12 protein-coding genes are annotated in these 14,677 nt (G+C 72.0%); 6 read left to right on the forward strand and 6 right to left on the reverse strand.

What is annotated here, in order from left to right; genetic code table 11:
• Positions 1–91 precede the first annotated feature (91 nt).
• The gene (locus ACIQTP_RS46475; RefSeq protein WP_403412175.1) at positions 92–676 is read right to left on the reverse strand and encodes a 2'-5' RNA ligase family protein; all 585 of its coding nucleotides are present in this window, start codon (positions 674–676) and stop codon (positions 92–94) included.
• Between the two features lie 198 nt (positions 677–874).
• Positions 875–1,888, reverse strand: a complete 1,014-nt coding sequence (gene trpS, locus ACIQTP_RS46480; protein ID WP_067367829.1) for a tryptophan--tRNA ligase — start codon at positions 1,886–1,888, stop codon at positions 875–877.
• A gap of 129 nt (positions 1,889–2,017) precedes the next feature.
• Between trpS and ACIQTP_RS46485 the strand changes: the two genes are divergently transcribed.
• Positions 2,018–2,707 carry a hypothetical protein gene (locus ACIQTP_RS46485; protein ID WP_403412178.1) on the forward strand — a complete coding sequence of 230 codons (690 nt, stop codon included), beginning with the start codon at positions 2,018–2,020 and terminating at the stop codon, positions 2,705–2,707.
• Between the two features lie 26 nt (positions 2,708–2,733).
• On the opposite strand, the gene ACIQTP_RS46490 is transcribed toward ACIQTP_RS46485, so the two are convergent.
• A complete protein-coding gene (locus ACIQTP_RS46490) occupies positions 2,734–4,230 on the reverse strand; it encodes a glycine hydroxymethyltransferase (RefSeq protein ID WP_402036007.1) in 1,497 nt (498 codons plus the stop codon).
• 311 nt (positions 4,231–4,541) lie between these two features.
• Between ACIQTP_RS46490 and rocD the strand changes: the two genes are divergently transcribed.
• Positions 4,542–5,747: an ornithine--oxo-acid transaminase gene (gene rocD / locus ACIQTP_RS46495; RefSeq protein WP_403412181.1), complete on the forward strand. Its 1,206-nt coding sequence runs from the start codon at positions 4,542–4,544 to the stop codon at positions 5,745–5,747.
• Positions 5,748–5,883: 136 nt separating this feature from the next.
• Here rocD and ACIQTP_RS46500 read toward each other — a convergent pair whose 3' ends face one another.
• Together ACIQTP_RS46500 and ACIQTP_RS46505 are read right to left on the reverse strand one after the other, a co-directional pair.
• On the reverse strand, positions 5,884–7,083 hold the full coding sequence (locus ACIQTP_RS46500) for a glutathionylspermidine synthase family protein (protein ID WP_403412183.1): 1,200 nt from the start codon (positions 7,081–7,083) through the stop codon (positions 5,884–5,886).
• Between the two features lie 70 nt (positions 7,084–7,153).
• Positions 7,154–7,504: a hypothetical protein gene (locus tag ACIQTP_RS46505; protein ID WP_403412186.1), complete on the reverse strand. Its 351-nt coding sequence runs from the start codon at positions 7,502–7,504 to the stop codon at positions 7,154–7,156.
• 142 nt (positions 7,505–7,646) lie between these two features.
• On the opposite strand from ACIQTP_RS46505, the gene ACIQTP_RS46510 reads away from it, so the two are divergent.
• The 3 genes from ACIQTP_RS46510 (at position 7,647) to ACIQTP_RS46520 (ending at position 12,551) form a co-directional block, all read left to right on the forward strand.
• Positions 7,647–8,477 (forward strand): DMT family transporter, encoded by an 831-nt coding sequence (locus tag ACIQTP_RS46510; protein WP_402036004.1) that lies wholly within the window; start codon positions 7,647–7,649, stop codon positions 8,475–8,477.
• Positions 8,478–8,784: 307 nt separating this feature from the next.
• Positions 8,785–10,983 carry a chorismate-binding protein gene (locus ACIQTP_RS46515; RefSeq protein ID WP_403412193.1) on the forward strand — a complete coding sequence of 733 codons (2,199 nt, stop codon included), beginning with the start codon at positions 8,785–8,787 and terminating at the stop codon, positions 10,981–10,983.
• Complete coding sequence (locus ACIQTP_RS46520) at positions 10,980–12,551, forward strand: AMP-binding protein (RefSeq protein ID WP_403412196.1); 1,572 nt, start codon at positions 10,980–10,982, stop codon at positions 12,549–12,551. Before ACIQTP_RS46515 ends, ACIQTP_RS46520 begins: the two co-directional genes overlap by 4 nt.
• Positions 12,552–12,607: 56 nt before the next feature.
• Here the strand turns inward: ACIQTP_RS46520 and ACIQTP_RS46525 are convergent, their stop codons facing one another.
• Positions 12,608–14,071 carry a PLP-dependent aminotransferase family protein gene (locus ACIQTP_RS46525; protein WP_403412199.1) on the reverse strand — a complete coding sequence of 488 codons (1,464 nt, stop codon included), beginning with the start codon at positions 14,069–14,071 and terminating at the stop codon, positions 12,608–12,610.
• Positions 14,072–14,118: 47 nt separating this feature from the next.
• Here ACIQTP_RS46525 and ACIQTP_RS46530 point away from each other — a divergent pair, with 47 nt between their 5' ends.
• On the forward strand, positions 14,119–14,640 hold the full coding sequence (locus ACIQTP_RS46530) for a carboxymuconolactone decarboxylase family protein (RefSeq protein WP_403412202.1): 522 nt from the start codon (positions 14,119–14,121) through the stop codon (positions 14,638–14,640).
• The last annotated feature ends 37 nt before the right edge of the window (positions 14,641–14,677 follow it).

Raw genomic sequence — 14,677 nt, forward strand, 5'->3', positions numbered from 1 at the left:
TGCGGTGCAGTCCTAGACAGCTCCACCACACCGGAGGTCTTCGCCATGATCAAGCACCGGCGAGTGTCAACAACGCTCGTGATCAATACACCTAGCGGCTGGCGATGGTCCCGCGCTCCACGTCCACGTGGCCCGCCTGCGGTGGCACCACGGATCCGCCGAAGGCGAACTCCCGGAGCTTGCGCCACACGCTGTCGGGGCCCTGTTCGTAGAGCGCGAACCCCGTGCAGGGCCACTCGGCGTCGTAGTCGGCGAGCTCCTGGAACGCGCGGTCCATCGCCGCGTCGTCGATGCCGTGCGCCACCGTGACGTGCGGGTGGTACGGGAACTGCAGTTCGCGCGCCACGGGACCGGAGGCGTCGCGGACCCGCTGCTGGAGCCAGGTGCACGCTTCGGCGCCCTGGACGACCTTCACGAACACCACCGGTGACAGGGGCCGGAAGGTGCCGGTGCCCGACAGCCGCATCGGGAAGGGCCGGCCGGCCACGGCGACCTCGGCCAGGTGCGCCTCGACGGCCGGCAGGTCGGCGGCGTGGACCTCCGTCGGCGGCAACAGGGTGACGTGCGTGGGGATGCCACAAGCCGCGGGGTCGCCGAAGCCCGCGCGCCGCTCCTGGAGCAGGCTGCCGTAAGGCTCCGGGACCGCGATCGACACACCGATCGTTACGGTCCCCACGTCGTCTCCTGTCGTCGTGTCCGGTGCGTTGTCGGTCGCGATACCGGTTGTGTGGTCATTCGCGTTGCCGGGCGCGTTGCCCGGTTCGTACTCAGCCGTCCGGCTATCGACTGTAAGGCCACGGCTGTGTTGTGGGCAGGCGCAGCCGTAGTGATGTGCAGCGCTCTGCCCCGTGGTACGTGTGTGCGGTCGTACGCCTCAGTGCTTGGCGGGCAGGAAGCCCACCCGGTCGTACGCCTGCGCGAGCGTCTCCGCGGCGACGGCGCGCGCCTTCTCGGCTCCCTTGGCCAGGATCGAGTCGAGCGTCTCCGGGTCGTCCAGGTACTGCTGGGTGCGCTCCCGGAACGGCGTCACGAAGTCGACCATGACCTCGGCGAGGTCCGTCTTGAGCGCACCGTAGCCCTTGCCCGCGTAGTTCTCCTCCAGTTCCGCGATACCGGTACCGGTGAGGGTCGAGTAGATGGTCAGCAGATTGCTGATACCCGGTTTGTGCTCGCTGTCATACCTGATCACGGTGTCCGTGTCGGTGACCGCGCTCTTGACCTTCTTGGCGGTGGTCTTCGGCTCGTCGAGCAGGTTGATGAGGCCCTTCGGCGTGGACGCCGACTTGCTCATCTTGATCGACGGGTCCTGGAGGTCGTAGATCTTCGCCGTTTCCTTCAGGATGTACGGCTTCGGGATCGTGAAGGTCTCTCCGAAGCGGCCGTTGAAGCGCTCGGCGAGGTCGCGGGTGAGCTCGACGTGCTGGCGCTGGTCCTCGCCGACCGGGACCTCGTTCGCCTGGTACAGCAGGATGTCGGCGACCTGGAGGATCGGGTACGTGAACAGGCCGACGGACGCACGGTCCGAGCCCTGCTTGGCGGACTTGTCCTTGAACTGGGTCATGCGGGAGGCCTCGCCGAAGCCGGTGAGGCAGTTCATGATCCAGGCGAGCTGGGCGTGCTCGGGGACATGGCTCTGGACGAAGAGCGTGCAGCGGTCCGCGTCGAGACCGGCGGCGAGCAGCTGCGCGGTGGCGAGCCGGGTGTTCGCGCGCAGGTCCGCCGGGTCCTGCGGAACGGTGATCGCGTGCAGGTCGACGACCATGTAGAAGGCGTCGTGGGACTCCTGCAGAGCCACCCACTGGCGGACGGCGCCGAGGTAGTTGCCGAGGTGGAACGAGCCTGCTGTGGGCTGGATTCCGGAGAGCACGCGGGGACGTTCAGAGGCCATGTTCACCATTCTCTCAGGTGCACCCGGGAGCTCGGGAACAGGTGGGAACAGAGCTCTCCCCGGCGGGGGGACCTGGGCGGATACTCAGGCGGGTACTCAAGGTACGTACCTGGGGCGGACGGGGGACGCATGGCGGGCCGGGGCAGACGGGCGAGGTCGGCGATCGCGGTGTGCGCGGGTGTGGTGCTCGCCGTGCTGGGGGCGCACCCGGCGCGGGCTTTCGCACCGGCCGCGGGGCGGAGCACCCCGGACATCGCGCTGGTCATCGAGAGCGGCACGGGGCGGACGACCGCGCTGCACTCCGGGGAGCGGGACTTCACACGGCTGTGGGACCTGCTGACTCCCACCTACACGGGGACGGAGCGGGTGCCGGACGCGTGGGCGTCGGGCGACTTCCCGCCGGTACGGGCCACCGTGATGTGGGGGCAGAGCGGGGTCGGGGGCTGGCCGCAGACCGACAGCGCGCCGGGGGGCGATGTCGCCATGGCGCGCCAGGACCAGCTGTTCCTGGCCGCGGACGGCACGCCCTGGGTACGCACGGACCCCTCGCCCGCCGTGGTGGACGACGACATCCGCTGGCATCGCGCGCCACGCTCGCTTTTCGAGCAGGTGGTGGGGCGAGGAAGGCTGATCGACGCCGCCGCGGGCACACCGGCCTCGAGACAGGGTGCCGAGGAGCGTGCGCGATGGGTGCTGACCGGGCTGGGCGCCGGTCTGCTCCTCGGGGGCGGCGGCACCCTCCTGGTACGCCGCGCGGCGGCCTGGCGCGAGGGCGCCGGACCGCCGCGGGAACCACGACAGGAGCTGATCGACCTGTAGGGCCCGAAGGCCTGGCCAGGGGTGGGTCAGCCGAGGTCGATCTCCGGGTAGAGCGGGAACGGGGCCAGCAGGTCGGTGGCGCGGTGGGAGATCTCGTCGGAGATCTTCGTGTCCAGGACGTGCTGCGCCTTGGACGGGGCGCCCTTGGCGGTGGTGCCGGGCTCGGCGGCGGTGAGGACGCGGTCGATGAGACCGGCGATCTCGTCCATCTCGGTGGTGCCCAGGCCACGGGTGGTCAGCGCGGGCGTGCCGATCCGGATGCCGGAGGTGTACCAGGCGCCGTTCGGGTCGGCGGGGATGGCGTTGCGGTTGGTGACGATGCCCGAGTCGAGCAGCGCGGACTCGGCCTGGCGGCCGGTGAGGCCGTAGGAGGAGGCGACGTCGATCAGGTTGAGGTGGTTGTCCGTGCCGCCGGTGACCAGGGTGGCGCCGCGCCGCATCAGGCCCTCGGCGAGGGCGCGGGCGTTGTCGACGACGGCCTGGGCGTAGTCGCGGAACTCGGGGCGGCGGGCCTCGGCGAGCGCGACGGCCTTGGCGGCCATGACGTGCGGGAGGGGACCGCCGAGCACCATCGGGCAGCCGCGGTCGACCTGCTCGGCGAGGCTCTCGTCGCACAGGACCATGCCGCCGCGCGGGCCGCGCAGCGACTTGTGCGTGGTCGTGGTGACGATCTGGGCGTGCGGGACGGGGTCGAAGTCGCCGGTGAGGACCTTGCCCGCGACCAGACCGGCGAAGTGCGCCATGTCGACCATCAGGGTCGCGCCGACCTCGTCGGCGATCTCCCGCATGATCCGGAAGTTCACCAGACGGGGGTAGGCGGAGTAGCCGGCGACGATGATCAGCGGCTTGAAGTCGCGGGCCGACGCCCGCAGCGCCTCGTAGTCGATGAGACCGGTGGCGGGGTCGGTGCCGTAGGAACGCTGGTCGAACATCTTGCCGGAGATGTTCGGGCGGAAGCCGTGGGTGAGGTGGCCGCCGGCGTCCAGGGACATGCCGAGCATGCGCTGGTTGCCGAAGGCCTGGCGCAGCTCGGCCCAGTCGGCCTCGGAGAGGTCGTTGACGTTGCGGACCCCGGCCTTCGCGAGAGCCGGGGCCTCGACGCGGGCGGCGAGGACGGCCCAGAAGGCGACCAGGTTGGCGTCGATGCCGGAGTGCGGCTGGGCGTAGGCGTGCTCGGCGCCGAAGAGCTCGCGGGCGTGCTCGGCGGCGAGGGCCTCGACGGTGTCGACGTTGCGGCAGCCGGCGTAGAAGCGGCGGCCGACGGTGCCTTCGGCGTACTTGTCGCTGAACCAGTTGCCCATGGCCAGCAAGGTGGCAGGGGAGGCGTAGTTCTCCGACGCGATCAGCTTGAGCATGTCGCGCTGGTCGGCGATTTCCTGACCGATGGCGTCGGCGACGCGGGGCTCCACGGCCCGGATCACGTCGAGGGCGCTGCGGAAGGCGGTGGACTCGGTGGAGAGGGGCTCGGGCATTGACGGCCTCCGGACGTGGCGTTCAGCGTTCACGGGTCGGCCCAGGCGCACGGCACTCGTTGCCACGTCTCCCTGTCCGGACGACTCCGGGCCCTTCGGCCCACCTGTCTTTCCGGCCGGGGGTCCGGGGGTTGTCCCCCGGGAAGACACAGCATGGGGCCGCTCCCCGATGGTCGTTCCCATCCCAGCGCGCCAGTCACGGTCCCGTCCGCCAGCCTACCGGGCGCGCCGGAGCGCCGGCCACGCGGCGGTAGCCGCAGAGTGTCTCGCCCCGTCCACCATGCGAGCGACGATAAGAAGAGAGCCATGAGCCCGACCCGCGTGCGGGCAGCGATCCCTGGGCCGCAGGAAACGGAGATCCCGTGACCACCACCGAACGACTCATCGCCTCGGCCGAAGCGCACGGCGCGCACAACTACCACCCGCTGCCGGTCGTCGTGGCGACGGCGGACGGGGCCTGGATGACGGACGTCGAGGGCCGCCGTTTCCTCGACCTGCTGGCCGGCTACTCGGCACTGAACTTCGGACACGGCAACCGGCGGCTGCTCGACGCGGCCCGGGCGCAGCTGGAGCGGGTGACGCTGACCTCGCGGGCCTTCCACCACGACCGGTTCGCCAACTTCTGCGCGCAGCTCGCACAGCTGTGCGGCATGGAGATGGTGCTGCCGATGAACACGGGCGCGGAGGCGGTGGAAACCGCCGTGAAGACGGCCAGGAAGTGGGGGTACCGCGTCAAGGGCGTCCCCGACGGCCGGGCGAGGATCGTCGTGGCGAGCGACAACTTCCACGGCCGTACGACGACGCTCATCAGCTTCTCCACGGACGCGGAGGCGCGGACGGACTTCGGGCCGTTCACGCCGGGCTTCGACATCGTGCCGTACGGGGACCTGGCCGCGCTGCGGGCGGCGGTCACCGAGGAGACGGTCGCGGTGCTGCTGGAGCCGATCCAGGGCGAGGCGGGCGTGCTGGTGCCGCCGCCCGGCTACCTCCCCGGGGTGCGGGAGGTGACGCGGGAGCGGAACGTCCTCTTCGTCGCGGACGAGATCCAGTCCGGTCTCGGGCGCACGGGCCGCACCTTCGCGTGCGAGCACGAGGGCGTGGTGCCGGACATGTACGTACTGGGCAAGGCGCTCGGGGGCGGGGTCGTGCCGGTGTCGGCGGTGGTGTCGAGCAGGGAGGTGCTCGGGGTGTTCCGGCCCGGTGAGCACGGGTCGACGTTCGGCGGGAACCCGCTGGCCTGCGCGGTGGCGCTCGAGGTGATCGCGATGCTGCGGTCGGGCGAGTACCAGCGGCGCGCCGCGGAACTCGGTGACCACCTGCACCGGGAGCTGGGGCTGCTGACCGGCACGGGGCATGTCACGGCGGTGCGCGGGCGGGGGCTGTGGGCGGGCGTCGACATCGCCCCCGAGTACGGCACGGGACGCGAGATCTCCGAGCGGCTGATGGACCGGGGTGTCCTGGTCAAGGACACCCACGGGGTCACGGTCCGGATCGCCCCGCCACTGGTCATCAGCAAGGAGGACCTGGACTGGGGGCTGGCGCAGCTGCGTGCGGTGCTGGGTGCCTGAGCGCTCCGCTGGAAGCGCGGTGCTGAACCCGCGGGCCGTCTGTGGCTGGTCGCGCCCACGCGGCGGAGCCGCATGATGTCAGGGGCCCCGCGCCCCTGAGGGGCGCGGGTACCGCAGCGGACTTCGCCGGAGCCGCTCAGAGGATCACGTGGGGCAGGAAGCGGGCGTACTCGTCCGTGATCAGCCCGGCCGACTCGCGGATGCCGAGCCCCGCCGACTCACCGTCCACGACCCAGGCGCCGAGGACGACATGGTTGCCGTCGAAGGAGGGAAGGGGGGCCAGTTCCTGGTAGCAGCAGGGTTCATCGTCGCGCGGGACCGGGGCAGCGGCGGTCCCGGTCGCCGGCTCGTGCACCGTCACCCCGGCGCCCTCGCGGCCGAGGAGCGGCTTGGCCACGTACCCCTGGGTGGTGGCCAGCTCCCGGGGTCCGTCCAGGTAGGCGGGGAGGAGGTTGGGGTGGCCCGGGTACAGCTCCCAGAGGACGGCGAGGAGGGCCTTGTTGCTGAGGAGCATCTTCCAGGCGGGCTCGATCCACAGGGTCGTGCCCGTACCGCCGCCGTTGTCGAGGGTGTCCAGGACGTGGTCGGCGAAGCGGTCCGTGGTGAGCCACTCCCAGGGGTAGAGCTTGAAGCAGCTGCGGATGAAACGGAGCTGGTTGTCGACGAAGCGGCCGGAGAGGGGGTCCCAGCCGATCTCCTCCACCGAGATCCAGTCGGTGTCGAGGCCCGCCTGCTGCGCCGTCTCCTTCAGGTACGCGACGGTCATCAGGTCCTCGCCGAGTTCGTCGGCGGCGGAGTGCGCGAAGTAGAGGGGGCTGCCCGGCGGGAGGAGGCCGGCCTGCTTCTTCCACGCGGCGACGAGGCGTTCGTGGAGGGAGTTCCACTGGTCGGCGCCGGGGAAACGGTCCTCCATCCAGAACCACTGGGGGCTCGCCGCCTCGACGAGGGAGGTCGGGGTGTCGGCGTTGTACTCCAGCATCTTGGCGGGGCCCGTGCCGTCGTAGCGCAGGTCGAAACGGCCGTAGACGGAGGGGAGTTCGCCGCGGCGCCGCCAGGCCTCGGCGACCGCCCGCACGACGCGCGGGTCGGTGATGCCGAGGTCGGCGAAACGGTTCTCCGTGACGATGTGCTCGGCCGCGGCCAGGCACAGGCGGTGCAGTTCCTCGACGACCTCCTCCAGCGCCTCCACCTCGGGGAGCGAGAAGGCGTAGTACGCGCTCTCGTCCCAGTAGGGGCGCAGGGAGTCGTCCGGGTAGCGGGTCAGTGGGTAGATGAGGCCCTGTCGCTCGACGGTCTGCTGCCAGCCGGCGCGGGGCTCGATGGTGCGGCGTTCCATGGCGTACGGGTCCGATCGGTGCGGTGCTGGGCGCGCGGCCTACGGGTGCGGTGACGTGGTGGCGCGTCGCTCAGCCGCCGGAGCTGCCCTTGCCGCTGCCGAAGCCGCCGCGGTCGACGGAGTGGTGGCTGCCGCCGCCGGTGCTGCTGCCGGACCCCTTGCTCGCCTTGGTGAAGGAGCCGCCGTCGACCCAGCCGCTCTTCTTCTTGCCGCCGTAGTACCAGCCGCTGCTGCCCGAGGTCTTGGTGGTCTTGCAGTTCTTGTCGGCGACGACCTTGTAGCCCTTGGCCGAGGTGTAGCTGTCGCGGTCGACGCAGCGCTTGTCCGGCTCCGATGAGCAGGCGGTGAGGGCCGCCGCGAGGAGTCCCATGCCGCCGAGTACGACCGTGCCCGAGCGCAGTTGCCGTCGTGTGTCCGCCATCTTCGATCCCCCGTGGTCGTGACAGTGCGTTGTGCTGAGCACCCTGCTGGGCGCAAGCGATCAGATTAGAGAACGGTTACGCCAGGAGGGGGGGAACCCCCTGCTTTTCGGCGTCCCCTAGAGTCACTTCGTGCTCTTTGGAATGGTGTGCGCACTTGGTGCGGCGGTCTGCTTCGGTACGGCGACGGTGTTGCAGGCGATCGCCGCGCGGGCGGCGGCCGACAGCGGCGGGTCGGGCGGGGACGCGGCGCTGCTGCTGCGGGCGCTGCGGCAGTGGCGGTATCTCGCGGGCCTCGCGCTGGACGGGCTTGGCTTCCTGCTGCAGATCGCGGCGCTTCGCTCCATCCCCATCTACGCGGTCGGGGCGGCGCTGGCGGCGAGCCTCGCGGTGACGGCGGTGGTCGCGGCGCGGCTGTTGCATGTGCGGTTGAGCGGGGTGGAGTGGGCCGCGGTGGGGGTGGTGTGCGCGGGGCTGGCGATGCTCGGACTGGCGTCCGGCACGGAGGGCAGCCGGGCCGGGTCCATGACGCTGAAGTACTGGATGCTGGGGACCGCGGTGGTGGTGCTGCTGCTCGGTCTGGTGGGCGGGCGGATGTCCGGGCGGGGGCGGGCGTTGGTCCTCGGCCTCGGGGCCGGGTTCGGGTTCGGGGTCGTAGAGGTGTCGGTACGACTGATCGACGACCTCGCGCCCGCCACGTTGCTGGCCAACCCGGCGACATACGCGCTGCTCATCGGCGGAGGCGCCGCGTTCATCCTGCTGACCTCGGCACTGCAGCGCGGCTCGGTGACGACGGCCACGGCCGGTCTGGTCATCGGCGAGACCATCGGACCGGCCCTGGTGGGGGTGGTCTGGCTGGGCGACCGCACACGCGAGGGCCTGGCCTGGCTGGCCGTGCTGGGGTTCGCGGTGGCGGTGGCGGGCGCGTTGGCGCTGGCACGGTTCGGGGAGGCGCCGGTGGAGGACACTCGATGACGTGGGACGACGCGGGCATGTCCGACCTGCGTGCGCGGCTGGCACATCGCGGCGGCCTTCCATGTCCCCCGGCGAAGATTTGAACGCGCTGAACGCGCTTTCCGTATTCGGTGGCGTGACCACCAGGAAGCCCGGTTCGCGCGAGCTCGCCCGCAGTACCCGTCACCGTGGCGTATCACGTGATCCCGGGCCGCGAGACGTATTCAATGCGCTCGCGGTTCCCTGTCTCGGCGTCTCAATCCGCTGATCCGTACGGCACAAGAGACGGACCGCGTAGGCCCGAGAACGACCAAAGGGAGGTGGGCGGGTGAAGACCCTGCTCATCGACAATTACGACTCGTACACGTACAACCTGTTCCAGCTGATCGCCGAGGTAAACGGCGAGGAACCGGTGGTGATCCTCAACGACGCCGCCCCCGACGGAACAGACGGAAGAATTCCGGATCTCTCGGAATTCGACAACGTGGTGGTGTCGCCCGGGCCGGGACACCCGGCCGAATTCCGTGACTTCGGGATCAGCGCCAGAGTGCTCGCGGAGTCCACGATCCCGGTGCTCGGTGTCTGCCTGGGCCACCAGGGCATCGCACTCGGGGAGCGGGGCCGGGTGCTGCCCGCCCCGGAGCCCCGGCACGGGCATCTGTCGAGAATCCGGCACGACGAGCGGGACCTGTTCCAGGGGCTGCCGCAGCACTTCACCGCGGTCCGCTACCACTCGCTGTCCGTGCGCGAGCCGCTGCCCGAGACGCTGGAGGCCACGGCCTGGTCCGAGGACGGCGTCCTGATGGGACTGCGGCACCGCACCCGGCCGCTGTGGGGCGTGCAGTTCCACCCGGAGTCCGTCCTCACCGAGTACGGCCACCGGATGCTCGTGAACTTCCGCAACCTCACGGCGCAACGCGCCCGCAAGACCCGTACGAAGAACACCGCGGTCACCCCGTCCGCGGCGGCCATCCCCGCCCCGGCCACACTCTCCCGCCCCGCCCGGACCGCCCGCCCCGCCCACCGGCTGCACACCCGCCGCATCGCCACCGCCGTCGACGCGGAGGCCGCCTTCACCCGGATGTACGCCGCCTCCCCGCGGGCGTTCTGGCTGGACAGCGCACGTGCCGAGGAGGGGCGGTCACGGTTCTCGTTCTTCGGTGACGGCTCCGGGCCGCTGTCGGAGTTCGTCCGGTACGACGTCACGAGCGGCCGCTGCGAGATCGAGCGGGCCGGACGGCCGCCGCGCAAGGTCCGGGCGAGCGTCTTCGACTACCTCAAGCGGCAGTTGGCGACCCGCCACGTGGACGCCACCGGGCTGCCCTTCGACTTCACCGGCGGATACGTCGGCTACTTCGGGTACGAGACCAAGGCCGACTGCGGCTCCCCGAACCGCCACCGGGCCGAAACCCCCGACGCCTGCTGGCTGTTCGCCGACCGGCTGATCGCGGTGGACCACCAGGAGGGCTTCACCTACGCCGTCTGCGTGGCCGAGGACACCCCCCAGGCCACCCGGGAGGCCACCGACTGGCTCGACGGCGCACTCGGCCAGCTCACCTTCGTCGGCGCCGACCCACAGCCGTTACCACCCGCGCCCGTGTCGGCCGAGCCGGACCCCGGCGCCGCCGAGCCGTGGCTCGTCCGCGACCGGGCCACCTACCTCGCGGACATCGAGGCCTGCGCGCGCGAACTGCGCGCGGGCACCAGCTACGCGATCTGTCTGACCAACGCCGCCCGGCTGCCCGCGCCGCCCGACGCGTACGACTTCTACCGGGTGCTGCGCCGCGTCAGCCCGGCGCCGTACGCGGCCTTCCTGCGGTTCGGCGACCTCGACGTGGCGAGCGCCTCCCCCGAGCGCTTCCTGCGGATCACCCGGGGCGGCGTCGCCGAGGCCCGGCTCGCCAAGGGCACCGCGCCCCGGGGCACCACCCCGGAGGAGGACACGCGCCTGCGGGACGCGCTCGCCGCCGACGCCAAGGCCCGCGCCGAGAACCTGACGGTCGTCGACCTGCTCCGCAACGACCTGGGCCGGGTCTGCCGGACCGGGACGGTACGCGTCCCCCGGCTCATGGCCACCGAGACCAACGCCACCGTGCACCGGCTCGTCTCCACCGTCGAAGGCCGGCTGCGCCCGGACACGGAGGCGGTGGACTGCGTCCGCGCCTGCTTCCCCGGCGGCTCGACGACCGGCGCGCCGAAGCTGCGCACCATGGAGATCATCGAGACGCTGGAGACCGAGGCGCGCGGTGTGTACTCCGGGGCCCTCGGCTACCTGGGGTGCAGCGGCGGCGCCGACCTCGGCATCGTCATCCGTACCGCCGTACTCGCGGACGGGCTGATGCACCTGGGCGCGGGCGGCGCGATCGTCCTCGACTCCGATCCGGTCGCGGAGTACGACGAGATGCTGCTGACGACGGCGACGCAGATGCGGGCCCTGCGGGAGCACCAGGCAGCCGCCCCGGCAGGGGTGAGCGACCGTCGGGCGGACACCCCCCGCCGAGCCGCCGTAGAGGAGCCCACCCGGTGACGGTTCCCACGTCCACGCCGACTCCGCGGTCGCCGACCGGCACCCACGCGGACGCCGACGCCCCCGGCAACCTCGCCACCCATCTCGCCGCGCTCGCCGAGCGGCGCGGTTGGGGCGACCGGGTCGCCTTCCATCAGGGCCACCGGGCCTGGACGCACGGCGAGGTGCACGAGCTCGCGGGCCGCGCGGCCGGTGTGCTCCGCGGGCACGGCGTCGGTGCGGGCGACCGGGTGCTGCTCGCGCTGCCCGACGGCATCGCCTGGGTGGCGGCCTTCCTCGCCACCGCCCGGCTGGGAGCCGTCGCCGTGCCGGTCGACCCCGAACTGCCCCCGGCCGAGCACGCGTTCATGGCCGAGGACGCCGAGGCCCTGCTCTGCGTGACCGGACCGGGCCTGGAGGACCGCTTCACCGACCGCGTGCGTCTCGGCGCCGATCAGCTGATGGCGCTCACCGCCGACGCCGAGCCGGCCGCCGCGCACCCGGTCGACGCGCACACCCCGCTCTACGTCCAGTACACCTCCGGCACCACGGGCCGGCCCAAGGGTGTCGTGCACTGTCACGGCGACCCGAAGACGTTCCACGACCTCATCGGCCGTCGGCTGTTGCGGATCACTCCGGACGACGTCACCCTGTCGGTGTCGAAGTTGTACTTCGCCTACGGCTTCGGCAACGCCCTCGTCTTCCCGCTCTTCTCCGGCTCGTCCGCCGTCCTGGTGGACCGGCGTCCGAACCCGGCCGCCGTGGACGAGCTCGTCGCCCGGCACCGGGTCACGCTGCTCTACTCCGTGCCCTCCTCGTACGCCGCCCTCGTCGCCGGCCGGGGCAGCGGCCACGCGGCCTGCTTCGCCTCCGTACGCGCCGCCGTGTCGGCCGGGGAGGAGCTGCCCGAGGGGCTCGGGAAACAGGTCACCGATCTGCTGGGCGCGCCGGTCCTGGAGCAGATCGGCTCCACCGAGGCCGGTCACGCGTTCTGCGCCAACAGCTTCGAGCACAACCACCCGGGCACGGTCGGCCGCCCGGTCCCCGGCTTCGAGGTGGAACTGCGCGACGGCGCCGGCGTGCCGGTGGAGGACGGCGCGGAGGGCGAACTCTGGGTGCGCGGGCCGACGCTGACGCCCGGCTATCTGAACCGGCCCGAGGAGTCGGAACGCACCCTGGTCGGCGGCTGGCTGGCCACGCACGACCGGGCGCGCCGGGAGCCGGACGGCAGCTACCGGCACCTGGGACGCACCGACGACCTGGAGACGGTCGGCGGGATCACCATCTCCCCGCTGGAGGTGGAGGCCGTGCTGCGGGCCCATCCGGCGGTGAAGGAGGTCGCGGTCGCGGCCATGACGGACTGGCGCGGCTTCAGCCGGCTGCGGGCCTTCGTCGTCCCCGTCTCGCCCCTGCCGCCCGGTCTTTCCGGGCTGTCCGGTCCGTCCGGTCTCGAGACCGAACTCGTGGGCCTGGCGCGCGAGCACCTCGCCGCGTTCAAGGTCCCCAGAGCCATCAGCTTCGTCCCGTCCCTGCCGCGCACCTCGACGGGAAGACTCCGCCGCCACCTCGTCCGCCAGGGCGCCTGGTGACCACCGCGGCACCACGACCACGGACCCGGCCCACAGCCACAGACCACAGCCACAGATCACAGACCAGACTTCACTGTTGCACCGTTGAAAGTGCCGCCGGAAGACAGTGCCGCGCACAATGCGTCCAGCGCCCCCGACCACCCGTGGTCCGGCGGTGTCCCGTACCCCACCACCAGCGCGTCGGTGCGCCGGGCGGTCGACTCGGGGTGGCGGTAGCGGTCGAGGCCGTGCACCGCGAGCCCCTGCCAGGCCGCCGCCCGCAGCGTCGCCCGCTCGGTGCCGGGCGGCAGGCGCAGCACCACGTGCAGGCCCGCCGCGATGCCCGTGGCCCGGACTCCGGGGGCCTGTTCGGCCAGCCGCGCCACCAGGGCGTCCCGGCGGCGCCGATAACGCAGCCGCGACGCCCGGACGTGCCGGTCGTAGGCACCCGACGTGAGGAACTCCGCCAGGGTGAGCTGGTCCAGCACCCCGCACGACCAGTCCACCCCGCCCTTCGCCGCGACCACCTCCGGGGCGAGCGACGGCGGCAGCACCAGCCAGCCCAGCCGCAGACCGGGGGCCAGGGACTTGCTGGCCGTGCCCATGTGGACCACGTGGTCGGGGTCGAGGCCCTGGAGGGCGCCGACCGGCTGGCGGTCGTAGCGGAACTCCCCGTCGTAGTCGTCCTCCAGGATCAGACCGCCGCCGCGCCGCGCCCAGTCCACCACCTGCGCCCGCCGGTCGGGGTGCAGCGGTACGCCCATCGGGAACTGGTGGGCGGGCGTCATCAGTACCGCCCGTACGCCTCCCGGCGCATCCCCGCTCTGTGGGCCCGCCTCCAACTCCTGTGTGCGCGTGCCGAGTTCGTCGAATCCGAGCGGCACAGTCCGCAGCCCGGCCCGTTCCAGCAGCCGCCAGTGGACGTCGAGCCCGTACGACTCCACGGCCAGCGAGGTCAGTCCCCGCCCGCGCAGCACCTGCCCGAGCAGCATCAGGCCGTGCACGAAGCCGGAGCAGATGACGATGTGCTCCGGGTCCGTGCGGACGCCCCGGGCGCGGGCCAGATAGCCGGCCAGGGCGGTGCGCAGTTCCACCCGGCCGCGCGGGTCGCCGTAGTCGAGGGCCTCGTGCGGGGCGACGGCCAGAGCGCGGCGGGAGGCCTTCAGCCAGGCCGCGCGGGGGAAGGAGGACAGGTCGGGGGAACCGGGGACCAGGTCGTACGCCGGACGGGCGCGGGTCGGGCGGCCGGGGGCCGCGGCGGTGGAGGGGGCCGGCACCGGGCGGCGCGCGACGCTCGTGCCCGAGCCCTGGCGGGCGGTGAGCCAGCCCTCCGCCACCAGGTCCGCGTACGCCTCCGCGACCGTGTTGCGGGCGATGCCCAGGTCGGCGGCGAGGGAGCGCGAGGAGGGCAGCCGGGTGCCGGGAGCGAGGCGGCCACTGCGGACCGCCTCGCGGAGGGCCTCCGTCAGACCTCTGCGGACACCGGGTCCGGTCGGCTCGACGTGGAGGTCGACCCCGAAAGTGGCCCAAGATTTCGCCATGTAAATGGACCATACTCCTGGGCTGCTTCGCTCGTAGGGTCGAGAACATGACCACGAACGACACCACCACCGACACGACCGCCACGACCGCCGTGCACGCCCCCGAGCACAGCCCCCGACTGAACTGGGCCAAGCACGCCCCCGAGGTCTACAAGGCCATGCTCCGGCTGGAGACGGCCGCACAGCAGGGGCTGGAGCCGAAGCTGCGCGAGCTGGTGAAGATCCGTGCCTCGCAGCTCAACCACTGCGCGTTCTGCCTCGACATGCACACCAAGGACGCGCTGGCGGCCGGGGAGAGCGTGCAGCGGATCGTCCAGCTCAGCGCGTGGGAGGAGTCGAAGCACTTCTACACGGAGAAGGAACTCGCGGCGATCGAGCTGACCGAGGCCGTCACCGTCCTGACCGACGGTTTCGTACCGGACGAGGTGTACGCGAAGGCGGCGCAGCACTTCGAGGACGCCGAGCTGGCACAGCTGATCGCCGCGATCACGGTGATCAACGCCTGGAACCGGTTCGGCGTGAGCACCCGTATGGTCCCGGGCCACTACCAGGCGGGGCAGCACCACTGACGGAGCGCGCCGAAGCCACGAACGCCTGCTGAGGCCG

It is taken from the genome of Streptomyces sp. NPDC090798 (genome assembly GCF_044768965.1).
Classification (GTDB): domain Bacteria; phylum Actinomycetota; class Actinomycetes; order Streptomycetales; family Streptomycetaceae; genus Streptomyces.